The organism is Novosphingobium malaysiense, from assembly GCF_000802225.1.
Lineage (GTDB): Bacteria > Pseudomonadota > Alphaproteobacteria > Sphingomonadales > Sphingomonadaceae > Novosphingobium > Novosphingobium malaysiense.
This window is the reverse complement of sequence record NZ_JTDI01000003.1, coordinates 403,456-424,924: the sequence shown is the minus strand read 5'-3', so window position 1 is coordinate 424,924 and position 21,469 is coordinate 403,456. Positions and strand designations below refer to the sequence as shown.

Sequence of the window (21,469 nt, the reverse complement as noted above, 5' to 3'; positions counted from 1 at the left end):
GTCAGGGTTGCAGATCGTACTGCTTGAGCAGGTCATAAAGCGTGGGCCGGCTGATCCCCAGCATCTTGGCGGTGCTGGAGATGTTCCCCTCGCTACGGGCGAGCGCATGACGGATGACCTTGCGGTCGGCCTGCTCGCGCGCGGTTTTCAGGTTGAGGGCATTGATCACCTGCTCGTCCGGCTCGGCAAGGTCGAGGTCGGCGGCATGGACCAGTTTCTCGTCGGCCATGATGACCGCACGCTTCACGCGGTTTTCCAGCTCACGCACGTTGCCCGGCCAGGGCCAGGCGTCGATCGCGGCGAGCGCATCGGAAGCGAAACCGCGCACACGCGGGTTCATTTCCGTGGCGTAGCGGTTGAGGAAGGCCTTGGCGAGCAGCGTCGCGTCGCCGGGTCGCTCGGCCAGGCTCGGAATCTTCACGACGATCTCGGCAAGGCGGTAGAACAGGTCTTCGCGGAAGCGCCCGTCGGCAATCATCGCCTCCAGGTCCTGGTGGGTAGCGCAGACGATTCGCGTGTCCACGGGTATCGCCTCGCGCGAACCGACGCGTTCGATCACCCGCTCCTGCAGGAAGCGCAGCAGCTTGACCTGAAGCTGGAGCGGGATGTCGCCGACCTCGTCGAGGAACAAGGTGCCGCCGCCGGCCTGTTCGATCTTGCCCTGGGTGGTCTTGACCGCGCCGGTAAAGGCCCCCTTCTCGTGACCGAAAAGTTCGCTCTCGAGCAGGTTTTCCGGAATTGCGGCGCAGTTGATCGCCACAAACTCCCCGTCCGCCCGGTCGCTGGCATCGTGCAGGCCGCGCGCCAGCAGTTCCTTGCCGGTGCCGCTGGCGCCGAGCAGCATCACCGAGACGTTCGTGTTGGCGACCCGCTCCATGGTGCGCGCGACGCGGATCATTTCCGGCGCGGCCGTGATCAGCCGGCCAAGAACCTTCTCGTCCTTTTCGACTTTCGACGCCAGGGTGCGATTTTCACGTTCGAGCTTGTTGAGCTGCAGCGCCCTGCGCACGATCAGCCCCAGCGCGTCGATGTCGACGGGCTTCTGGTAGAAATCGTAGGCCCCGCGCGCGATCGCCTGCAACGCGCTTTCGCGGGCGCCATGCCCACTGGCTACGATGACCTTGGTATCGGGCTTGAGCGCCATGATCTCGTCGAGCACGGCAAAGCCTTCGCTCACGCCATCCGGATCAGGCGGCAACCCGAGGTCGAGCGTGACGACATCGGGCATTTCCGCACGCAGCGTCGCCATCGCGCTGGCGCGGTCTCCCGCCACCATGACCTCGAAGTCCTCGTAGGCCCACTTGAGCTGGGCCTGGAGGCCGGCGTCGTCTTCCACGACTAGCAGTTTCGGTCGGGTATCTGTCATCACGCCACCTTCTGATCATGGCTGGTCATGGTCTGATAGACATCGGTTGCCGCTGCGAGCGGCACGTAGACGATGAAGCGCGAGCCCAGCCCTTCGCGCGATTCCACGTCGAGCCGCCCGCGCATTGCGCGCACCAGTTCGCGCGCTTCGAACGCGCCGATGCCGAACCCCCCGCTCTTGGTCGAAACGAAGGGCTTGAAGAGCCGATTTCGCACGAAATCGGCGCTCATGCCGCAACCGGAGTCGACGACTTCGAAGCGGGCATGCAGCCCTTCCACCGTCAGCGAGATGAATACCGGGCTGTCGGCAGGGCTGGCCTCGATACCGTTCTGGACCAGATGCACCAGCACCTGCTCGAGCGAATGCCGGTTGGCCGTAATTGCGACATCGCGCGTTTCGGCGGCCACTACCTGCGGATTGTCGCGAAAGCGCTCCATCACCGAAGCCACCACGTCGGCCGCCGGTATCTGCTCCAGCTTGTCGACGGCGCCGGTACCATAGCGAGACAGGCGCGCGATCAAGGCATTGAGCTTTTCGGAGGAGTTGCGCAGCGTGATCAGCATGTCTGCTCGGAATTCCGGCTTGTCGGCGTGGAGTTCCGCATTGCGCGCAAGCAGGCTGAACTGGCTGGCGAGGTTCTTGATGTCGTGCATCACGAAGGCGATGCGGCGATGGAAATCCTCGAATCGGCTCGATTCCGCCAAGGCCTCCTGGCTGGCATTTTCGGAAAGATAGCTGGCGACCTGCTGGCCGATCACGCGCAGCAGGTCGAAGTCCTCCCAGTCGAACTTGCGCGCCAGTTGCGCGCGCGCCAGCACCACCATGCCGACAAGCCGTTCATAGTGAACCAGGGGAATGAGCGCCCAGGCGCGGTTGTTGCTTAGCAGCCATTCGGGCACTTCGATGTCCGCGCCGTGAAGGGCCTCTCCCGTGCGCAGCTCGTCGAGATCGGCAATGAAGCCAGTTCTCTCGAAGAAGGACAGGGCTCGAAGGGGATAGGCGACGGCCGGGACTTCGATCTCCGGCCAGTTCCAGCGAGCCGCAAGGGTGAGTTCGCCTTGCTCGCCGGGCGTGAGCAGGAGGCCGCCGGGGCTCTCGAAGACATCGGCCACGGACTGCACGACGCGCTCGCCCAGCGGCAAGGCCGTCTCCCCGCCATTGCCGATGGTGCGGGTGAACCGCAGCCATTCCTCGCGATAATCGTAGCGATGCTGGAAGAAATGCTTGGCCAGGATCACCTTCAGCCAGCCGCGCAGGCGGCGTGAGGGAAGCACGACCAGCGCAACCGCGCTGGCGAGCGTCACGAAGGCCAGTTCGATCAGCCGCGCGAAGTTGCCGCCGACGTACGACAGCCACTGCGCCACTGCCACCATGGCGATCAGGTAGAACCCGATGACCAGCAGCGAGAAGGTCTGGAAGGTAACGGCGCGGGATGGACGCAGCTTCAGCGTGTCGCGATCGCGCGCCGCCGCGATGGCAATGCAGGCCGTCAGGATCATGGCGGCCAGCCCCCGGAACGCCGCAATCTCCGCCGGCCAGCGCGCGGCGAGATAGGCGACCGTATAGAGGTTGAGGTCAAAGGCCCAGAGCACGGCCAGTCCGGTCGCCGGCCAGCGCAGGGCCGGGCGCGCCTCGCGCGGGGCACCGGCATAGAGGTTGTGCACCAGGACCAGTCCGCCAACCGTGACCAGCAGGCGAAACATCACGTTGAAGTCGAAGGCCACCCGGGTCATGCCTTCGATCGAGGTGGCACGCGACAGCCCGAAATCGACGCCGAGATGCAGCAATTCGACGAATGCCAGGGCCATGAGCACCGGCCGGATCGGGGCAAGGCTGGTATGGCGCCCGTCGCTTGCGAACAGGCGATAGATCACCATGAGCCAAATGAGATTGCGCGAACTTTCCGCCACCGAAGTCAGGATCGCGCCGGATGCCGACGCGACCGCAAGGCACCATGCGGCCGTGACAAACAAGGCCGCCACGATCCACCCGCCGGCATTGCCGAACCGATCCAGCCGCGACCACAGCCAGATGGCAAGCGTGGCCAGGGCGATCGCCCCGGTCAGGTCGAGCGCCATGCCGACAGTGCCCCAGATGCCGACGATCGTCACCGCGCGCCCTCGCTCCAGAGCACGACCCTGAGCGTCTGCAGAATGATCAGAAAATCGAGGAAGGGCGTATAGTTCTTGGCATAGTAGAGATCGTATTCGAGCTTGTGCCGGGAATCGCTGATCGACGCGCCGTAGGGATAGTTGATCTGGGCCCATCCGGTGATGCCGGGCTTAACCATGTGCCGCTCGGCATAATACGGCAGCTGCTCTTCAAGGTCGGCGACGAACTCGGGCCGCTCGGGCCGGGGGCCGACGAAACTCATCTCACCCTTGAGCACCGTCCAGGCCTGCGGCAGCTCGTCGATGCGCACCTTGCGGATGAAACGGCCAACACGCGTGATGCGCGGGTCGTCCTTTTCGGCCCATTTGGCCCCGGAGGTTTCGGCATCGGTACGCATAGAGCGCAGCTTGATGACGTCGAAATTCTCCCCGAACAGGCCGACCCGCGACTGGCGGTAGAAGGCCGGTCCCTTGCTGTCGAGTTTCACCAGCAGCGCGAAAAGCACGATCACCGGCGCGGTAATGAACAACAGCAGCGCACTGGCGAGAATGTCGAACAGCCGTTTGGCAACACTGGAAATGGCCCGGCCGGAAGAAAAACCGTCGGAAAAGATCAGCCAGCTGGGGTTCACCGTGTCGAGGTCCACCCGGCCCGTCTCGCGCTCGAGGAAGCTGGAGAATTCGTTGACGTGCACGCCGGCAGTCTTGATCCGTAACAGGTCCTTGAGCGGGAGGGCATTGCGCCGCTCCTCGAGCGCCAGGACCACTTCGCTCACGCCCAGGTTCTCGACGAAGCGCGTCAGGTTGGGAATGGCCGCCCGCGGGATCGCCTCTTCGACGGCTGCACTGGCCTCGCCCATGCCGATAAAGCCGACGATCAGAAAGCCGCTCTCCTGCCGCTCGGCAAGCTCCCGCAATCGCTGGGCGCGATGGCCCGCGCCAAGTACGAGCACGCGCCGGCGAAACGCGGACGTTCCCAGAAGGCCGCTCAGCAACAGGCGGTTCAAGATCAGCAGCACGATTGCGAAGGCCATCGAATAGGCCAGCGTGGAGCGCCAGAAGTTCTCGCCGCCAAGCAGGAAGTCGACGAAAGACAGGGCGATGATGCCGAGCGAGATCGCCACCAGCAAACGGGCAGCCGCGAAACGCATCGAGCGCAACGCATCCGCTCCGTAGACTCCCACGGCCACCATCGAAAGCCCGATGATCGCAGCAAAGCCCGCGTGCAAGCTAAGGCGATCACCAAGAAAACCGGGGTCGATCCCGATTTGTTCCGCCCGCAGGCGCCACGACATCTCGTTGGCCCCCATCAACAACAGGGTGTCCACCAGCCACAGCAGAACCACTGCGTGCGGAATGTAATGTTTGAAGAGACGAATCATCGTCGAGTGAAGCCATCCTCGGAGCCGTTTCAGCGCTGGGCTCTCGGACTAAGGCAAAGGCGTAAAATGTCGGTAAAGTTTACAGGACCATTTTCCGTGCCCTTCTGGGCCGCCCCTTGTGTTCCGATTAATCCGCTTGCCTTTTGAAACGACCGGGCGATGCTGCCGGAATGACCTGGCATCTTATTATCGGACACGGCAAAACCGGGTCGACCTATCTGCAACACACTCTCAGCCGCAGTCGGTCCCGCTTGCGCGATGCTGGCATCGCCTATCCCAAGGCAAAGTACGAAAAGCATGGAGGCAACGGCGCTGGGTTGTTCCATGCCCCGCTACCGCCCCCGTCGGCCCCGAATGTGCTGTACTGCAACGAGCATATGTGGCGGCGGATGCTGACCCGCGAAATCCTGGAGTACGAATTGGCACAGATGGGCAGACCGCGCCTCCTGCTGTTCGTTCGCGACCCGGTCGAACATGCTCTTTCGGTATGGCAACAGAATGTGAAAATGGGGCGGCTTACCGTCGACTCCCTGCCGGACTACTTCCGCCAGTACAGCATTCCCCGGCGGGTGAGGTGGTTTATCCAGCTGCTCGAAAACTGCGATGTCGACCTGAAAATCCTCAATTATTCCGCCATCGACCTGATGTCATCCGTCAACGAATGGCTTGGGGTGGAACTCGATCCTTTCCCCGGCAGGGTAAACCGCTCCCTCTCGATTTCGGAACTGCGGCTCGGAGAACTTCACGGGCGAAAGTACCTGCGCAAGTTCGTGCGGCAGATGCCCCACTTCAAACCCGCGATAGGCGGCCCTCCGCTTGACGTGCAGGAAGCCATGATCGAGCGGCTTTCACCCGATCTCGATTTCATAGACGAGCACATAACCGGCGAGAGGTACCGACGCTCCACCCTGCCCCCGCACCCCGAGGACAATTCGGACATCACGCCGGAACACATGAAAATCGTGCGCAAGCGCTGGTGGTCCAGGCGATGAATTCATCGCGTACCGAACTTGTGTCGTGTGCCCAAGGTTGCGCCCGTCCCGCGATTGCCCCTTTTTTGTGACGAGCAGGATAAACAGCAAGGACGTCGGGAGATTTTACAGACGACCGGTGGCGGCGGGGCATTACCCTGATGCCGCGGAAAACGTTATGATAACCACGGCATGGTGAAAATCGGTTAACCGTCAGGGCCTATAAACCGGTCCCATGTCGCGCATTTCCCGCACCCGAAAAGATGGCCCGTCCTCGCAGACCAGGATGTACACGCACTTTGCCGTGGTTACACTGGTCATTACCTTCATGGTTGCCCTTTTTGCGGACGGCGAACGCAAGGCCGAGGCCGCGGAATCCGCGGCGCAGGAAGATGCCCAGAAACCCGACCAGGTCGACCTGGCCGTGCAGGGCAAGGATGCCAACAAGATCCAGATCGCGTCGACCAGCCGCGTGGTCGGGTCGTTCGGCCCCGATACGGGCGGGTCCCACAGCTATGGCGGCGGCACCTACAGCAGCAGTTTCGACGACTTCCCTTCAGGAGCACATGCGGCGATGGGATCATTCGGTGACATGGCAGACGTCGTGCTGCCGGCCAACATGACCCCGGAGAAGTGGAACGAACTGATCGAGAAGCGTCGCAAACGCGAAGCCGAGGAAGAGCAGGCGCGGCAAGAGGACATCGACGACATGATCGCGCTCTCGCGCCAGCGCGCCGGCGCCGCTACGGCGCCGGGCGAAAGCGACTTCTGACCCGTCAGGGACGGGGTTGTTTGTTCATCAGGTGGAGCGCGGTCAGCGTCAGCGCCTGTGCTCCCGAAGCGATCACCTTGTTCGCCTCCGGGGCCCAGAACGGGCTGTGCAAGGACGGTAGCGCCGGACCGCCGGCCCTGGCGGCGGCAATCTTGTCGGCCGGCGATCCGCCGACCCAGAAGATGACCGACTTTATGTGGTCCTCGTCGGCGCGGCGAAATTCCCCGAAGTCCTCGCCACCCATGACAGAGGGCGTGATCGTGGCCCGGTCCTTGCCCATCTCCTGCTGCAGGTAGGTGATGGCCTCCTGCGTGAATTCGGGCGAGTTGTAGGTCGAACGCGTGTAGGGCTCCTTGACCGTCACTTCCGGCATCAGAGCCTCCGGGATGCCGGACGCGATGGCTTCGCCGTTCACGATTCGCCGGATGCCGTCGAGCAACTTCGCGCGTGTCTCGTCTGAGTAGCTGCGCACCGTCAGTTCCAGCTTGGCCTGATCGGATATGATGTTGTGCTTGGTCCCGGCATGGAACGAGCCGACCGTCACCACGACCGGGTCCTGCGGATCGATCTCGCGACTGGCAAGCGTCTGCAGCTTCATCACGATGGCGCTGGCCAGCACGATCGGGTCCTTGGTCGCCTGCGGATAGGCACCGTGGCCGCCTACGCCCTTCACCACGATGTCGACACTGTCGACATTGGCGAGCGCCCAGCCCTTGGCGGCTCCGACCACACCCGATGGAAGCTCGGGCGTATCGTGGAATGCCAGCGTGTAGTCCGGCTTGGGAAAGCGCGTGTAGAGCCCATCCTTGAGCATCTCGACAGCGCCGAGCCCGAGTTCCTCGGCGGGCTGGCCGACCATCACCAGCGTTCCCGACCAGGCATCCTTGCGCGCGGCCATCAGGCGGGCCGTCTCGACCCAGGCGGTCATGTGCGTATCGTGCCCGCAGGCGTGCATGATCCCGCTCTCGACCCCGGCGGTGGAAACGCCGCGCTGTCTGGAAGCGAAGGGCAGTCCCGTCCGTTCGGTCACCGGCAGCGCATCCATGTCGGCGCGGACCAGCACCGTCGGACCGGGACCGTTCCTCAAGACCGCGACGATGCCGGTCTTTCCGACGTTCTCGGTCACCTCGAACCCGGCCTCGCGCGCAGCCTCGGCCATGATCCCGGCACTGCGGGTTTCCTGAAAGCTGAGTTCGGGATGGGCGTGGAGGTCGCGATAGATGTCCATCAGCGCCTGCATGTCGGAAGCGACGGATTCGGCAACGGTCTGGGCCTGGGCGATTACTGGAAACGCGGCGAAGGCGGCGGCTGCCGCGAACGGAAGGAACTTCATGGGGAAAGGCTATTGCCCGGCGCGGCGGTGCGCAAGCCATGAATGGCTTGGTGGTGCCCCTGGCCCGACTCGAACGGGCACGTCTTGCGACAAACGATTTTGAGTCGTTCGCGTCTACCATTCCGCCACAGGGGCACGGAAGCGCGCGCGGACGCTTAGCCGCGCCTTATCCTGCATTCAAGTGGCGTATTTGCAAACGCGCCGTTTGTTGCTGTCGCAAAACGTGGATCAGAACACCCAGTCCATCCCGACATGCACGAGCTTGGCCTTGGTGTCCTTGCCGGCGCCCAGCGCCCCGACCTCGAAGCGGGGACCGCCCGCGACCGGTTCGTAGTGCCAGCGAATCTTGATCTTTTCGTGAGGCGATGCCTTGGCAGCAAGGGGCACCGCGAGCCGATCCGAAGAGGCAGGATGCGCTTGCGCTGCTGGGACAGGGCCCTCGAGATCAAAGCTGGCGGCGCCGGCCAAGGGCGCACCAACCGCGCTGAAGACGGGTTGCGCCGTCCCACTCTGCGCCGACGCGGAAAGAGGAGCGGCAATGCTGCCGACAGCCAGCGAAATAACGACGACGCGCCTGATATCCATGCAGGACTCAATGCACGCGGACCAGGAAAGTGCCGCGTCAAATTGATTGCGCTTCAATGACGCCCGAAAAAAAACGCGCCGGGCGTTTGCCGGGCGCGACGGTCGCCATTTCGCCTCAATCCTTCAGGGCGTTGACCAGGATCTTGTGCAGACGGCTATGCAGGGCATCGTTGCCGGCGAGAATTTCGCTGTCGCAATAGGGGAGCGAACGCCCCTTCCAGTCGGAAACGAAACCGCCGGCCTCGCGGACGAGCAGGCATCCAGCCGCCGTGTCCCAGGGCTTGAGCCCGGCTTCCCAGAACCCCTCGTAGCGGCCCGCGGCCACCCATGCGAGATCGAGCGCGGCCGAGCCGAACCGGCGGATACCGGCGACCTGCGGGGCAAGCGCATGATATATCCTGGTCCACTGTCCGGCATCGCCGTGACCGGCAAAGGGAATGCCGGTGGCAATCAGGCTTTCATCGAGATGACGGCGCGAGGACACGCGAAGACGCCGGTCCTGGAGCCAGGCGCCGCGCGCCTTTTCGGCCCAGAAGCTTTCGTCGGTGATGGGCTGATAGACCAGACCGGCGGTCACCTCGCCCCAGCCCTTGCCGTCCAGCCGCGGCTCCTGCACCGCGATGGAAATCGCGAAATGCGGCATGCCGTGCAGGAAGTTGGTGGTGCCATCAAGCGGATCGACGATGAAGCGCGGCTTGTTCGGGTCACCCTCGATCTCGCCGCCTTCCTCGAACAGGAATCCCCAGTCCGGGCGGGCTGCGCGCAGCTCGTCCCAGATGGTGCGTTCCGAAGCCTGATCGGCTTTGGAGACGAAGTCCGAGGGCCCCTTGCGGCTTACCTGCAGGTGTTCGATTTCGCCGAAGTCGCGGCGCAGCCGGCCACCCGCCTTGCGGGCAGCCTTTTCCATGACGCGAATGAGACCGGAAATTGCGGCCATGACCTATTCTCTACTCCTGGAACCGGCGTCGGGCCGGAAACGTTCAGCGGCCCTTGGCCGGGTTGTCCGATGCTGCATCCTGCGGATTGTAGCCGCAGATGCGGACCATCACGCTGAGCAGTTCGCTGGGATTGTCCTTGTCGATCTTGCCCGGATTTTCGGCAATCACCTTGTCCATCGACTCCGTGATCTTGCCCAGCGAATTGTTGTAGATGCATCCGACAAGGGCGCCTTTCATCGGCTGCGCCACCTTCTCGGACTGCAAGCCGCTGATGAGTACCTTGAGATAGAGCATCGCGTCCTGCACTTCGCCCTTGCCCCGGGAAGCCTTGGCCGGCGCAGCGGCAAAGGCGCTGCTGCTGCCGAAGAGCAAACCCATACCCAGCAGGGCCGAAGTGGTGATTTTCGCAATGTTCCGCATCAATCTGCCTTTCTGACGTAAGTCTTCTCGTACACGTCGACAACGATGCGGGTGCCGCTTTCGATATGGGGCGGAACCATGACTCGCACGCCGTTGTCGAGCACGGCGGGCTTATAGCTGGACGAAGCTGTCTGTCCCTTGACCACCGCGTCGGCCTCCACGATCGTCGCTTCGACCTGCTCGGGCAACTGGACCGAGATGGGGCGTTCTTCCCACAGTTCGAGCAGGACCTGCATGCCGTCCTGCAGAAAGGCCACGGCATCGCCGAGCAAATCCGCGGGAAGCTGAATCTGTTCGAACGTGTCGGTGTCCATGAACACCAGCATGTCGTCTTCGGCGTAGAGGTACTGGAAGTCCTTGGTATCGAGGCGCACCTTCTCGACCGTGTCGGCGCTGCGGAAGCGCACGTTGGTCTTGCGGCCATCGATCAGGTTCTTCATCTCGACCTGCATGTAGGCGCCGCCCTTGCCCGGCTGGGTGTGCTGGGTCTTGGCGACCTTCCAGATGCCCTTTTCGTATTCGAGAATGTTGCCGGGACGAATGTCGACGCCGCTGATCTTCATGGGTTCTTGCCTTCGATGGGAAAGAGCTTGTGGATTCGGCCGGGGTCCGTTGCGCCGGAGACCGACCCTGAAAGCCTGCGCCCTTAGACGAGGCGGGCGGGCATGGCAATTGCTTCGCGCCGGTGCTAGCGCTTGGCCATGATGCCATCCCTCGCGTCCCGCCCTACCCTGCTTGCGGCAATCCTGCTGGGAACAGCGCTCCCGGCGATCACGGCCTGCGTCGCCGACGGCCCGCCGCCTCCGCCCGTGCCGGGCGGACGAATCCACACCCTCGCGATCGGCCACTACACCTGCGAAATGCCGGGCGATGCCACAGGCGTGGCAGGCAGGCCGGTACCGGAATCCAGCTTCCGGGTGGTCAACGCTTCCAGCTACAAGGCGGGCGGCATGCGCGGGAGCTATCTCTACACCGGAAACCGCGTGGTCATGACCGGGGGCAAGCTCAAGGGCCTGACCCTACATCGCATTTCCGAAGGCTTTCTGCGTGAAATTGCCGCCGACGGCAGCGACGGCGACATGCGCTGCGTGCTGACCTCACGAAAATAGACAGCCCGTCGGGGCGCTGATCGCCGCTGCGGTTTGCCCTCCGCGCAGGATCGACGTAGCTCCCGTACAAACGCTGTTCGGGAGCGGATCATGGATTGTCATCTGCGCGACAAGGTCGCCATCGTCACCGGCGCCACAGCCAATATCGGTCGGGCCACGACGCTCGATCTGGCCGCGGAAGGCGCCAAGGTCGTGGCCGTGGGGCGTGATACGGAAGCCGGCGCCCGGCTGGTGGCAGACTGCAAGCAGCGCGGCGCCAGCGATGCGGTTTTCGTTGCCGCCGACATGCTCGATCCCGCTTCCCCCGCGAAGATCCTCGAGGCCGCCGAAGCGCTCGGACCGGTGGAAGTGCTGGTGAACAACATCGGCGGCAATGTCGATCAGGGCTTTTTCGTCGATTCTGATCCGGCCAAGTGGATGGCCGACATAGACCTCAACTTCGGCACCGTGCTGCGCATGACGCACGCCGTGCTGCCCGGCATGATAGAGCGCAAGTCGGGCGCCATCGTCAATGTCGGCTCGACCGCCGCACTCGTGGGCGACTACATGCTACCTGTCTATTCGGCCGCCAAGGGCGCCGTGCACAGCTTCACCATCGTCCTCGCCAAGGAACTGGGCCAGCATGGCATCCGCGTGAATGCAGTCGCCCCTTATGCAACCATCCCCACCGATCCGGCCGAACTGAGCCAGGGCAGCCGCTTCAATCCTGAAAACGGCATGTTTTCCCAGGGCGCGGCCAGCGTGAGCGAGGAAGATCGCGCCATCCGCCAGCGCCGGACGTTCGTGGGCAAGCCGTTTGCCTCGTCTGACGAGATTTCCGGGCTCATCACGTTCCTCGCCTCGAGCCGGGCGAGCTTCATCACCGGGCAAGTCTATCCCGTCGACGGGGGCGCCCTTCTTTAGGCATTCAGTACGGAGAGGATTGCATGGCCATCGACGAAAAGGCGCTGCAGCAGGTCATCGACAAGGACGCGATCCGGGAGCTCGTCCTGCTCTATTCGCGCGCGATCGACCGGCAGGACATCGACCTGCTCAAGGACCTCTACACCGAGGATGCCACCGATACCCACGGAGACAGCTTCGACGGTTCGGCGGAGGACTACTGCAAGTTCATAGCCGGCTCGTTTCCCTACATGCCCTATTCCGGCCACCACATCTGCAATCACCTGATCGCGGTGGACGGCGACGAGGCCAGCGGCGAAGTCTATGCCCTCGCCTACCACCTCATCCCCACACGCGAAGGCGGGCAGGAAGAGGACTTCATGGCGGTGCGCTACATCGACAATTACCGCCGCTGCGCCGACGGCAAGTGGCGCTTTTCCAAGCGCGTCGTGACCTATGACTTCAAGGTGCGTCGTCCCTTCGACGGCGGTGGCACGCTGGGCCAGGGCGACAAGGATCCGAGCTATTCGGTCTGCACCCAGCGCCTGTTCCAGCGCGGCGCGCGCGCCTAATTCCCCCTCCGGCCGCGCAGAATTCGCAACACTGTCATGCAGCCTTTTGCCTGCTGGCTCATTGCTAGCCGACAAGCCTAAGCAACCGAGCCGGGAGGCCCTATGACTGCAAGCGTGAAGGTCGGCGTGCTCAACGACATGGCCGACCTGTCGGATCTGGACGACGGCGCCCCCGGCCCGGGCGACATTACCGACTGGCTCGAACGCGAGATCGGCGCGCTGCGCAAGTCCGGGCGGCTAACCGCTCCGGTCGAATTCGTCCATGCCTACGGACTGGGCTTGCCCTCCGGGACTGCCGAAGCCGTGGAACGGGCCTTTCGCCAGCTTTCCGATGCGGACGTGAGCCTGATCGTCGGCCCTGCCATCGGCGACAATGCGCTGATCGCCACGCCGCTGGCCGAGGAACTGCGCATTCCCACGATCAACTGGGCCGGGGCCGAGCGCGCGCGCAGCCGCTACATGTTCCACCATCAGGTGGGCAGCCACGAGGACGAATCGCTGGTCATGGCGCGGCACATGGCATCGCTCGGCGCCCGCCGGCTCGGCGTGGTCTACGATATCTCGCCGATCGGCACGCGCCACCTGAAGTACCTCAAGGACGAGGCGAAAATCCTCGGCATCGACGTCGTCGCCGCCGAAGGCGTGTCGCCCATGGCGGATGAAGCGCAGGAGCAAGTCGCCAAGGTGCTGGCAGAAAAGCCCGACGGCTTCGTCTACCTCGGTCTCGGCCTCTCGGCCGACCCCGTGGCCGCGGCGCTTGCCGATAGGCAGTGGGACGGCCCGAAGATCATGAACACCGCTGGCCTACGCGGATACCACGGAGACTTCGCCAAGGCCTGCGACGGCTGGTTCTATATCGACATGCATTCGGATTCGAACCGCACCTTGCAGGCGCTGATGAAGGAACTGGGCGCCCCGCCCCAGCGCGCGCTGGCGATTGCCAAGGGACACGACATCGGCCGCCTCGTCGCCGAGGGACTGGCCCACGCCAAGGACTTCAGCCGTGAAGGCGTCCGCGTCGGCCTGGAGCAAGTCAAATGGCTACCGGCTGCCGAGGGCGAGGAAGGTACCTTGCTCGGCTTCGGCATTCAGGATCGCGGCGCCTTGAAGGGCCGCTATCTGGTGGTCCGGCAGTGGCTGGGCGGTCAGTCCGCGGAAGTGGCTTCCCCGCATTGACCTCATCCCAGCGAAGGCTGGGAACGCTGGCAGCCGAGCGCTACGTCGAGACCGATCCCAGCCTTCGCTGGGATGACGGTTCCACCTGACTCGCCACATGCGGCGCCACCCCCTCGACGCCGACGATCACCCGCTGCAACACGCGCGTTCCGACGCTTTCGAGATTGCCGCGCGCGTGCTGCAGGGCGATGTTGTCCCAGAAGATCACGTCTCCGGTGCGCCACTTGTGTTCGAATACGCGCTCGGGGGCGTAGAGCCGGTCGAAGACGGCATGGAGCAGATCCCTGCTCTCTTCCCACGCCATGTCCAGCACTCGCGCAGTCTGAAGTTCGCTGACCCAGAGGCACTCCCGGCCGTTGTGAGGATTTTCGAGCACTGTCGGCCGCACCCCGCGCTTCATCGCGTCCGGCTCGCGCTGATCGCACGTTCGCCCGGCAAGCTGGGTGTAGTGCGGCGAGATCATTTCCTGCTCGCGCCCCTCCAGCGCCTCCCGCAGATTGGCAGGCAGTGCCACCTCGGCCCTGACGAAGCGCGTGGACGAGGCATCGTCCACCACGTCGAGCGCATGCAGCGCAATCGCGTCGAAGGGATGATCGGTATAGGCCGCATCGGAATGCCAGGCGAGCGGTGAGGCGCTCGGCCCGCCGCCTGCGTTGGTCATCGTCTCGCCCTCGCCTTCGCGCACGAGAATCGGTCCCAGCAATGCGCAAAGCTCGCGCTGGCGCTCCATCGTCAGCCTCTGGCCGCGCACCAGCACGAGGCCATGCTCGCGCCAGAGTTCGCGGAAGTGGTACGCCAGCGATGGCCCGAGTGGCTGCGAAAGGTCGAAATCGATCTCGACGCCGAACGGTTCGAGATGGCGGAAGGGCAATGTCACGGCCACGGTTTCATCCTCCCCCGACGCGCGGCAGCACGATCACTTCACTTGCCGTCGCCAGATCGCGCGACCAGTCAGCCTCCAGCACGCCATCGACGGCGAAATGCACCCGCGGCTGGGCAATCGCGGCGAAGCCGGGCGCCAACCCATCGAGCCTGTCGACCAGATCGAACAGGTTATGCGGCGCGAGGTCCAGCCGGTCGGTAGCGAAGAACTCCTTGTCGAACGGCGGCATCACGACGATCCGCACGGCCCGTCACCCTTCGGGATGCAGCGCCGCGTAGACCCGGTCCGGTGACATCGGCAGGCTGTTCAGCCGCTTTCCCGTCGCGGCATGGATCGCGTTGGCGACGGCCGCGAGCGGCGGGACGATTGGCACTTCGCCCACGCCCTTCACACCGTAGGGGTGATCGGGATTGGGCACTTCCACCACGACCGCATCGATCATCGGCAGGTCCGAGGCCACCGGCATGCGGTAGTCGAGGAAGCCCGGATTATCGAGCTTGCCGTTCTCGCCGTAAATGTAGGTCTCGTTGAGCGCCCAGCCGATGCCCTGCACGGCGCCACCCTGGATCTGCCCTTCGACATAATCGGGGTGAATCGCGGTGCCGACATCCTGGATCGCGGTATAGCGCACGATCTTCACGTGGCCGGTTTCGGTATCGACCTCGGTATCGCAGATGTGCAGGCCGAAGCCCGGCAGCCAGCCCGCGGCATTGATGCCCGCAACGCAGGACACCGGCCCGCTCATGAACGCGACGCGCGGCGCGATCTGGGCCACGGTAATGCGCGTACCTTCCTTCTCGCCCGCCGTGCAGACCATCTCGCCGTCCTGCCATTCCACGGCATCCTCTGCCACGTTCCACATCTTGGCCGCCCGCGAGCACAGCACCTGCTTCACTTCCCGCGCGGCCTCGACCACGGCCTTACCGGTGGCGAATGTCGTGCGGCTCCCGCCGGTGACCATCGAAAAGCCGATGGAGGAGGTATCCGCGATTACGCAGCGCACCTGCTCGTAGGGCACGCCCAGCGTCTCGGCCGCCATGATCGCCATCGCAGCGCGCGAACCGCCGATGTCGGGGCTGCCGGTCGTAACGGTAAAGGTGCCATCCTCGGTCAGGCTGACCACCACGGTCGAGGGACCGCCGTAGTTGCCCCAGTATCCACCCGCGAGGCCCCTGCCCTGGTTCGGACCTAGCGGCGCCGACCAGTGCGGATGGGCTTTCGCAGCCTCGAGGCATTCTACCCAGCCGATCCGGCCCCAGGGGACGCCGGAGGTCTGCGGATCACCTTCGACTGCGGCGTTCTTGAGGCGCAGTTCGAGCGGGTCGATACCCAACTTGCCGGCCAGTTCATCGACGGCGCTTTCCACCGCGAAGTTCACCTGCGGCGCACCGGGCGCGCGATAGGCCTTGGCGGCAGGACGATTGCACAGGACTTCGGTGCCGACCACGCGGGTATTGGCGATCTTGTAGTGCCCGATGGCGCTCGCCACGCCCGCCCCGGCATCGACCGCCGGATAGGCGCCGGAGTGATACTTGAACTCGACATCGGCAGCGACGAGCGTGCCGTCGGCATCCGCGCCGATGCGCACGTCGATCACGGCGCCCGGCGCCGGTCCGGTCGCCCGGAAGACTTCCTCGCGCGTCATGGCGAGACGCACCGGACGGCCCGACTTCTTCGAGAGGATCATCGCGACGGGTTCGAGGTAGATCGTCGTCTTGCCGCCAAAGCCGCCGCCGATCTCCAGCGGCATCACGCGAATGTCGGCCTGCGGCAGGGCGAGCACCGAGGCGGTAAGCGAACGCACCGCGAAATGGCCCTGGCTCGAACACCATATCTGCGCCTGTCCGTCCCCGCCCCACGAGGCAACGCAGGCGTGCGGCTCGATATAGCCCTGGTGCACCGGCTCCATGGTGTAGCGCCCGGTGACGGTCACCGCCGCGCCGGCAAGCGCGCCTTCCACGTCGCCGCCGCCCATCTCGACACGCATCGAGGCGTTCGAGGGCTTGTCCGGCTTGGGATCGACACCCTTGGTGAACACGTCGTCGTGGAGCAGCGGCGCGCCTTCCGCGAGCGCTTCCTCCAGACCGAGCACGAAGGGCAGTTCCTCGTACTCCACCGCGATCAGGCCCGCCGCCTCGCGGGCGATCTCGGGCGTGGTCGCGGCCACGGCGGCCACCGCGTGGCCCTCGTAGAGAACCTTGTCGAGCGCGAGGCAGTTGCGAGCCACGTGAACGATGTCCGAGGCGCCCTCGCCCACATGCATGACCAGCGACTGCAGCGTCGGGAAATCCTTGCCCGTCGCCACCGCCTTCACGCCGGGCAGGCTTTCGGCCTTTTTCGTATCGATCGAGACGATCCGCGCATGCGGATGCGGGCTGCGTACGATCGCGCCCCATAGCATGCCCGGCGCCTTGAAGTCGGGGCCATAGAGCGCCCGGCCGGTGACCTTGTCGACGCCGTCGGGTCGGACGGGCCGGGTGCCGACGTGCCTAAATTCCTTTGGACGGAACTGCTTCATGGTTTCCGGCGCGTTCATGCGGGCGTCCTTTCACTCGGGCGGTCCTGGCGCAGCTCGGCAGCGGCATCCATGACGGCGCGCACGATCTTGTCGTAGCCGGTGCAACGACACAGGTTGCCCGCCAGCCAGTAGCGGACTTCGGTTTCGGTCGGGTCGGGGTTGCGGTCGAGCAGCGCCTTGGCCGCGACGATGAAGCCAGGCGTGCAGAACCCGCACTGGAGCGCGCCATGTTCGAGGAACTTCTGCTGGACCGGATGCAGCACTGCGCTTTCCGCAACGCCTTCGATGGTCTGGATCGTGCCGCCTTCGGCCTCCGCCGCGAAGACGAGGCACGAGCAGACCATCTCGCCATCGAGAACCACGGTGCAGGCCCCGCAGTCGCCCGAGCCGCAGCCTTCCTTCGAACCGGTCAGCCCCAGTTCGTCGCGCAGGGCATCGAGCAGCGAGGCCGAGGGATCGCAGAGGAACTCCGCAGCATCGCCGTTGAGTGTCGTGGAAACGTGTATCTTGCTCATGCCTTGGCTCCGGCCCGCGTGGCGGCGATCAGGGCAGCACGGCGGGCGAGAACGCCGGCCATGGCCTTGCGATAGGAAACGCTGCCGCGCTTGTCGTCTATGGGATTGCTGGCGGCCTGGACGGCCCGGGACATGGCGGCGAGCGCGTCGTCGTCGAGCTTGGTGCCGACAAGCGCCTTGCCGGCCTCCTCGACCAGCACCACCGTCGGCCCGACCGCGCCGAGCGCGACGCGCGCCGAGGTGCAGGTTCCGTCCGCGTCGAGCACGAGGCTGACGCCCGCGCCGACGACGGCGATGTCCATCTCGGTACGCGGCGTGGAACGCAGGTAGGCGTCGCCTCCGCCTTCAGGCCTGGCGGGAAGGCGGATCTCGACGACGAATTCACCGGGAGCCAGGGAGGTCTTGCCGGGCGCCACCGGAATTTCCTGAACCGGCACTTCGCGCTTGCCCGATGGACCGGCGACAACGCAGGTGGCGCCCGCCGCGATCAGTGCCGGGACGCTGTCCGCCGCCGGCGAGGCATTGCACAGGTTGCCCGCCATCGTCGCGCGATTGCGAACCTGCACCGAGCCGATCAGGTTCGCCGCCTCGACCACGCCCGGCCAGGCAGCCGCCAGCGCGGCATCGGCCTTGAGCGCCGTGCACGGCGTGGCCGCCCCAATGACGAAGCCGTCACCCTCGCGCCGCACGCCTGTCATGCCGGCGATGCGCTTGAAATCGACGACGCTGCCGGGAGCGAGCCGGCCGGACCGCATCTGAACGATGAGATCGGTGCCGCCTCCCAGCGGTCGCGCCGTGGGATCGGCAGCAAGCAGGGCTACGACGTCTTCGACAGAGTCGGGTGCGTGAAATGCGGTTGATGGCATGATTTCTCCCCGGAACCGGGCGGTTCCTCACCGGAGATGATCGGTATCGGGATGCGTTTAGTCAACCGGGACCAGCCGATTTTTGTAACGGCCGGTCCCCATGGTCCGCGGTCCATCCCGCTCTACATCGAGGGCGCGTAACCACCGTTGAGCGGATAGGTCTGGCCGGTGATCCAATCCGAAGCGCCCGAGCACAGGAAAGTGACGAGCGCGGCCACGTCGGTCGATTTGCCGAAGCGGCGGATCGTGTAGCGCGACATCATCGCCTTGGTCTGGTCGCTGGCCATGATCTCGGCCAACTGCTCTTCGGGCATGTCGGGCATGAGCGCGGAAAGCGACACGCAGTTGGCGGTCACGTTGTAGCGGCCGAGCTCCTTGGCGATCGAACGCATGAAGCCCTGCGCGCCCGCCTTGGCCGAAGCATAGACGGCCAGCTTGGGCTCGCCGATGCGCCCGGAATCGGAAACGACCGTCACGATGCGGCCCCGCTTCGCCTCGACCATGTTGGGGATGAAGGCGTAGCTGCAGTTGTAGACGCCGTAGAGATTGGTGCCGAGGTAGCGCTGCCAGGCTTCCGGCTCCTCCTCCCAGAAATTCAGCTTGGGCCGCAGCGAGCCACCCGGTCCGGCCATGCCGGCATTGTTGACGAGGATCGTCGCCGCGCCGAGCTTGTCCTTGATCGCCGCATCTGCCGCCTTCGCCGCGTCGAGATCGCAGACATCGAAAGGCACGGCGAGCGCCGGCACGCCCATGGCGCGAATTTCCTCGGCCACGGCCTCCGCGCGTTCGGCCACGAAGTCGTTGACGGCAATGCCGCCCGCGTTGTGGCGCGCCAGTTCGAGCGCGATCGCGCGGCCCGCATTCTGGCCGCCGCCGGTAACTACGGCGACCTGCCCGCCAAGATCGAGAAGATCGGTATCGCTCATGCGTGTTCCACTCCACTTTGCAGCCCCGCTAGATAGTATATACCATCTAGCTGAGGCGAGTCCCGAACAGGGGCCCAAGGGAGAGGATCACCAGGACGATGACCACACAACCAGGCCCGTTGTTCGACTATCTGCAGGATCTTGAAGAGGCGGTCGCCGGAATTGCCAACACCTGGCGGCCCGACGACCCGCAATATCGCGCCGACGTTTACCGGCAGATCATGATGCAGATGTCGTACGGCTATTTCGCGTTCTTCCACGCCACGCCCGAGCACCCGGACTGGTCGCCGTTGTGGAACCCGGTCTATACGCTGCAGCCCAATCCGGACGACATCTACCTGCAGTCTCCGATAAGCCCGGCCTATCGCTACCGCGTCTCCGGCACGCGCGGCACGGTGAAGATGATCACTTTCAACACGCAGATGAACAACGCCGGCTATCCGGGCGATGTCGACATGACCGGCGAGCAGTACGCCGATCTCGACGACCGGCATCTGCAGATCGCGCCGGACGGGACCTTCGAGATCCTTCTGAGCGCCGAAAAGCCGGATGGGCACACCGGAAACTGGCTGCAGATCAAGCCCGGCGCGACCGTCCTGATGGTGCGCAAGCGCTCCTACGACTGGGCTGGAGAGGTAGACCCGGTCCTGTCGATCGAAAACCTCGATCCGGTACCGCCCAAACCGCGGCTATCGGTTGAAGAAATTCTACAGCGAATCAAGCATATGGCGGCAATGCCTGGGAAAGCCACCAAGCTTTTCTACTGGATGCAGAACCAGGTGCGGGACGAAGCCGGGATCAACGTGTTCAAGCCTGCCCCCATCGGCGGTGCCCTCTCGCGCCAGATCTACATTCCCGCCGTCTTCGAATTCGAGGCCGACGAAGCGCTGATCATCGAGACGGAATTGCCCGAAGTGCGGCCGTACTGGAACTTCCAGCTCAACGATCCTTACTACAACGCGGTCGAATACGTTTACCGGCTGAGCAGCACCAACGGCCACTTCGCGAAGGTGTCCAGCGACGGCAAGTTCCGCGCCGTCATCTCGCTCGAGGACCCCGGCGTGCCGAACTGGCTCGATCCCGCAGGCTTCCAGCAGGGCACGATCTACGGGCGCTGGTACGATTGCGATTCGTGCCCGACGCCGACGCTCAAACGCGTCAAATTCGCAGAGTTGCGCAACCACCTCCCGCCCGACACCCCGACGGTATCGCCGCAGGAGCGCGCGGCCGAACTTCAGGAGAGGGTCCGGGGCTGCCAGCGCCGGCGGAGATGGTGAGCACGATGTTGGAAGGATTCGATCTCGGCGGCCGCGTGGCCATCGTGACTGGCGGCGGCACGGGCATCGGCAAGGAAATCGCCCGGCTGCTGGCCCAGCGCGGCGCCGATCTGGTGCTCGCTGCGCGCAAGGCGGAAGCGCTCGAGGCCACCGCCGAGGAACTGCGCGCCGAGACGGGACGCGACGTGCTGTGCGTGCCCACCGATGCGACCGACCCCGAGCAAGTGCAGGCGCTCGTCGACAAGACCGTCGAGCACTTCGGGCACCTCGACATCCTCATCAACAACGCCGGCAAGTCGAGCTTTTCCGGCTTCTCCAAGATGCCCCCGGCGATGTGGGACAAGGACGTGCAGCTGAACCTCAATGCCGCGTTCTACTGCTCGCACGCGGCAATCCCGCACCTCAAGAAGAGCGGGCACGGCGCCATCGTCAACATCTCCTCGCAGGCGGGAATCACCGGCACGCCGGGCTGCGGCGCCTATTCGGCGGCCAAGGCGGGCCTGCAGATGTTCACCAGGGTTGCCGCGACCGAATGGGGCGGCTCGAACGTGCGCGTAAACGCCGTGGCACCGGGCATGACCGCGACCGAACTGGCGCAGAAAGGCTGGGCCAAGACCGGCTTCGACGCCCTTGGCGCCGCCAAGACCGCTTTCGCGCTGCGTCGTCCCGGCAAGCCGGAGGAAGTGGCACAGGCGGTGGCGTTCCTCGCCAGCGATGCCGCGAGCTACATCACCGGCGAGACACTGGCGGTAAGCGGTGGCCCGGGAGCGAAAGGCATGATCGACGTGGATTGAGGGGGCCGACGCGTTCCCCTTAATCGTCATCCCCGCGCAGGCGGGGATCCCGCTTCTTGCGACGCCCCTGCCG

22 protein-coding genes and 1 tRNA gene are annotated in these 21,469 nt (G+C 64.7%); 8 read left to right on the top strand and 15 right to left on the bottom strand.

The window, feature by feature from the left end:
* Position 1: 1 nt before the first annotated feature.
* From prsR to LK12_RS09955, 3 genes are read right to left on the bottom strand one after another with little or no spacing between them, the layout of a single operon-like run.
* A complete protein-coding gene (gene prsR / locus LK12_RS09965; RefSeq protein WP_039282988.1) occupies positions 2-1,366 on the bottom strand; it encodes a PEP-CTERM-box response regulator transcription factor in 1,365 nt (454 codons plus the stop codon).
* Entirely contained in the window at positions 1,366-3,477 is a 2,112-nt protein-coding gene (gene prsK / locus LK12_RS09960) for an XrtA/PEP-CTERM system histidine kinase PrsK (protein WP_039282986.1), read from the bottom strand. The genes prsR and prsK overlap by 1 nt, the downstream gene beginning before the upstream one ends.
* Positions 3,474-4,859: a TIGR03013 family XrtA/PEP-CTERM system glycosyltransferase gene (locus LK12_RS09955; RefSeq protein ID WP_039282983.1), complete on the bottom strand. Its 1,386-nt coding sequence runs from the start codon at positions 4,857-4,859 to the stop codon at positions 3,474-3,476. The genes prsK and LK12_RS09955 overlap by 4 nt, the downstream gene beginning before the upstream one ends.
* A gap of 170 nt (positions 4,860-5,029) precedes the next feature.
* Between LK12_RS09955 and LK12_RS09950 the strand changes: the two genes are divergently transcribed.
* On the top strand, positions 5,030-5,851 hold the full coding sequence (locus tag LK12_RS09950) for a hypothetical protein (RefSeq protein ID WP_039282981.1): 822 nt from the start codon (positions 5,030-5,032) through the stop codon (positions 5,849-5,851).
* 265 nt (positions 5,852-6,116) lie between these two features.
* Positions 6,117-6,602, top strand: a complete 486-nt coding sequence (locus LK12_RS09945; protein WP_039282979.1) for a hypothetical protein — start codon at positions 6,117-6,119, stop codon at positions 6,600-6,602.
* 4 nt (positions 6,603-6,606) lie between these two features.
* Here LK12_RS09945 and LK12_RS09940 read toward each other — a convergent pair whose 3' ends face one another.
* The 6 genes from LK12_RS09940 to efp form a co-directional block, all read right to left on the bottom strand.
* The gene (locus LK12_RS09940) at positions 6,607-7,935 is read right to left on the bottom strand and encodes an amidohydrolase (RefSeq protein WP_039282978.1); all 1,329 of its coding nucleotides are present in this window, start codon (positions 7,933-7,935) and stop codon (positions 6,607-6,609) included.
* A gap of 51 nt (positions 7,936-7,986) precedes the next feature.
* Positions 7,987-8,070: transfer RNA gene (locus LK12_RS09935), tRNA-Leu, on the bottom strand.
* 93 nt (positions 8,071-8,163) lie between these two features.
* The gene (locus tag LK12_RS09930) at positions 8,164-8,577 is read right to left on the bottom strand and encodes a hypothetical protein (RefSeq protein ID WP_197063508.1); all 414 of its coding nucleotides are present in this window, start codon (positions 8,575-8,577) and stop codon (positions 8,164-8,166) included.
* A 58-nt stretch (positions 8,578-8,635) separates the two neighbouring features.
* Positions 8,636-9,457, bottom strand: a complete 822-nt coding sequence (locus LK12_RS09925; RefSeq protein ID WP_039282975.1) for an inositol monophosphatase family protein — start codon at positions 9,455-9,457, stop codon at positions 8,636-8,638.
* A gap of 43 nt (positions 9,458-9,500) precedes the next feature.
* The gene (locus tag LK12_RS09920) at positions 9,501-9,836 is read right to left on the bottom strand and encodes a hypothetical protein (protein WP_156135440.1); all 336 of its coding nucleotides are present in this window, start codon (positions 9,834-9,836) and stop codon (positions 9,501-9,503) included.
* A gap of 41 nt (positions 9,837-9,877) precedes the next feature.
* On the bottom strand, positions 9,878-10,441 hold the full coding sequence (gene efp, locus LK12_RS09915; RefSeq protein ID WP_039282972.1) for an elongation factor P: 564 nt from the start codon (positions 10,439-10,441) through the stop codon (positions 9,878-9,880).
* Positions 10,442-10,579: 138 nt separating this feature from the next.
* Between efp and LK12_RS09910 the strand changes: the two genes are divergently transcribed.
* The 4 genes from LK12_RS09910 to LK12_RS09895 all read left to right on the top strand — a co-directional run bounded on the left by LK12_RS09910 (position 10,580) and on the right by LK12_RS09895 (position 13,617).
* Positions 10,580-10,987, top strand: a complete 408-nt coding sequence (locus tag LK12_RS09910; protein ID WP_039282971.1) for a hypothetical protein — start codon at positions 10,580-10,582, stop codon at positions 10,985-10,987.
* Positions 10,988-11,077: 90 nt separating this feature from the next.
* Complete coding sequence (locus tag LK12_RS09905; protein WP_039282970.1) at positions 11,078-11,890, top strand: SDR family NAD(P)-dependent oxidoreductase; 813 nt, start codon at positions 11,078-11,080, stop codon at positions 11,888-11,890.
* A gap of 23 nt (positions 11,891-11,913) precedes the next feature.
* Positions 11,914-12,441, top strand: coding sequence for a nuclear transport factor 2 family protein (locus tag LK12_RS09900; RefSeq protein ID WP_039282969.1), 528 nt, complete (start codon positions 11,914-11,916; stop codon positions 12,439-12,441).
* Between the two features lie 102 nt (positions 12,442-12,543).
* Entirely contained in the window at positions 12,544-13,617 is a 1,074-nt protein-coding gene (locus LK12_RS09895) for an ABC transporter substrate-binding protein (RefSeq protein ID WP_039282967.1), read from the top strand.
* A gap of 40 nt (positions 13,618-13,657) precedes the next feature.
* On the opposite strand, the gene LK12_RS09890 is transcribed toward LK12_RS09895, so the two are convergent.
* From LK12_RS09890 to LK12_RS09865, 6 genes are all read right to left on the bottom strand, one after another.
* Positions 13,658-14,500, bottom strand: a complete 843-nt coding sequence (locus tag LK12_RS09890; protein WP_039282963.1) for a TauD/TfdA dioxygenase family protein — start codon at positions 14,498-14,500, stop codon at positions 13,658-13,660.
* 4 nt (positions 14,501-14,504) lie between these two features.
* Entirely contained in the window at positions 14,505-14,744 is a 240-nt protein-coding gene (locus tag LK12_RS09885; protein WP_231568313.1) for a hypothetical protein, read from the bottom strand.
* A 6-nt stretch (positions 14,745-14,750) separates the two neighbouring features.
* A complete protein-coding gene (locus LK12_RS09880) occupies positions 14,751-17,036 on the bottom strand; it encodes a xanthine dehydrogenase family protein molybdopterin-binding subunit (RefSeq protein WP_039282961.1) in 2,286 nt (761 codons plus the stop codon).
* Positions 17,033-17,533 carry a (2Fe-2S)-binding protein gene (locus LK12_RS09875; protein WP_039282957.1) on the bottom strand — a complete coding sequence of 167 codons (501 nt, stop codon included), beginning with the start codon at positions 17,531-17,533 and terminating at the stop codon, positions 17,033-17,035. The genes LK12_RS09880 and LK12_RS09875 overlap by 4 nt, the downstream gene beginning before the upstream one ends.
* Positions 17,530-18,399 (bottom strand): FAD binding domain-containing protein, encoded by an 870-nt coding sequence (locus tag LK12_RS09870; protein ID WP_039282947.1) that lies wholly within the window; start codon positions 18,397-18,399, stop codon positions 17,530-17,532. The genes LK12_RS09875 and LK12_RS09870 overlap by 4 nt, the downstream gene beginning before the upstream one ends.
* Positions 18,400-18,521: 122 nt before the next feature.
* Positions 18,522-19,325, bottom strand: a complete 804-nt coding sequence (locus LK12_RS09865; RefSeq protein ID WP_039282945.1) for an SDR family NAD(P)-dependent oxidoreductase — start codon at positions 19,323-19,325, stop codon at positions 18,522-18,524.
* A gap of 98 nt (positions 19,326-19,423) precedes the next feature.
* Here LK12_RS09865 and LK12_RS09860 point away from each other — a divergent pair, with 98 nt between their 5' ends.
* Together LK12_RS09860 and LK12_RS09855 are read left to right on the top strand one after the other, a co-directional pair.
* Positions 19,424-20,602, top strand: a complete 1,179-nt coding sequence (locus tag LK12_RS09860; protein WP_039282942.1) for a DUF1214 domain-containing protein — start codon at positions 19,424-19,426, stop codon at positions 20,600-20,602.
* Positions 20,603-20,607: 5 nt separating this feature from the next.
* Complete coding sequence (locus LK12_RS09855) at positions 20,608-21,396, top strand: SDR family NAD(P)-dependent oxidoreductase (protein ID WP_039285081.1); 789 nt, start codon at positions 20,608-20,610, stop codon at positions 21,394-21,396.
* Positions 21,397-21,469: the final 73 nt, after the last annotated feature.

Bases quoted from the DNA above. Each gene is read 5' to 3' on its own strand.
- prsR (WP_039282988.1), bottom strand. From the start codon at position 1,366: ATGACAGATACCCGACCGAAACTGCTAGTCGTGGAAGACGACGCCGGC.
- LK12_RS09955 (WP_039282983.1), bottom strand. From the start codon at position 4,859: ATGATTCGTCTCTTCAAACATTACATTCCGCACGCAGTGGTTCTGCTG.
- LK12_RS09950 (WP_039282981.1), top strand. From the start codon at position 5,030: ATGACCTGGCATCTTATTATCGGACACGGCAAAACCGGGTCGACCTAT.
- LK12_RS09945 (WP_039282979.1), top strand. From the start codon at position 6,117: ATGTACACGCACTTTGCCGTGGTTACACTGGTCATTACCTTCATGGTT.
- LK12_RS09940 (WP_039282978.1), bottom strand. From the start codon at position 7,935: ATGAAGTTCCTTCCGTTCGCGGCAGCCGCCGCCTTCGCCGCGTTTCCA.
- LK12_RS09925 (WP_039282975.1), bottom strand. From the start codon at position 9,457: ATGGCCGCAATTTCCGGTCTCATTCGCGTCATGGAAAAGGCTGCCCGC.
- LK12_RS09920 (WP_156135440.1), bottom strand. From the start codon at position 9,836: ATGGGTTTGCTCTTCGGCAGCAGCAGCGCCTTTGCCGCTGCGCCGGCC.
- efp (WP_039282972.1), bottom strand. From the start codon at position 10,441: ATGAAGATCAGCGGCGTCGACATTCGTCCCGGCAACATTCTCGAATAC.
- LK12_RS09910 (WP_039282971.1), top strand. From the start codon at position 10,580: ATGATGCCATCCCTCGCGTCCCGCCCTACCCTGCTTGCGGCAATCCTG.
- LK12_RS09905 (WP_039282970.1), top strand. From the start codon at position 11,078: ATGGATTGTCATCTGCGCGACAAGGTCGCCATCGTCACCGGCGCCACA.
- LK12_RS09900 (WP_039282969.1), top strand. From the start codon at position 11,914: ATGGCCATCGACGAAAAGGCGCTGCAGCAGGTCATCGACAAGGACGCG.
- LK12_RS09895 (WP_039282967.1), top strand. From the start codon at position 12,544: ATGACTGCAAGCGTGAAGGTCGGCGTGCTCAACGACATGGCCGACCTG.
- LK12_RS09880 (WP_039282961.1), bottom strand. From the start codon at position 17,036: ATGAACGCGCCGGAAACCATGAAGCAGTTCCGTCCAAAGGAATTTAGG.
- LK12_RS09875 (WP_039282957.1), bottom strand. From the start codon at position 17,533: ATGAGCAAGATACACGTTTCCACGACACTCAACGGCGATGCTGCGGAG.
- LK12_RS09870 (WP_039282947.1), bottom strand. From the start codon at position 18,399: ATGCCATCAACCGCATTTCACGCACCCGACTCTGTCGAAGACGTCGTA.
- LK12_RS09865 (WP_039282945.1), bottom strand. From the start codon at position 19,325: ATGAGCGATACCGATCTTCTCGATCTTGGCGGGCAGGTCGCCGTAGTT.
- LK12_RS09860 (WP_039282942.1), top strand. From the start codon at position 19,424: ATGACCACACAACCAGGCCCGTTGTTCGACTATCTGCAGGATCTTGAA.
- LK12_RS09855 (WP_039285081.1), top strand. From the start codon at position 20,608: ATGTTGGAAGGATTCGATCTCGGCGGCCGCGTGGCCATCGTGACTGGC.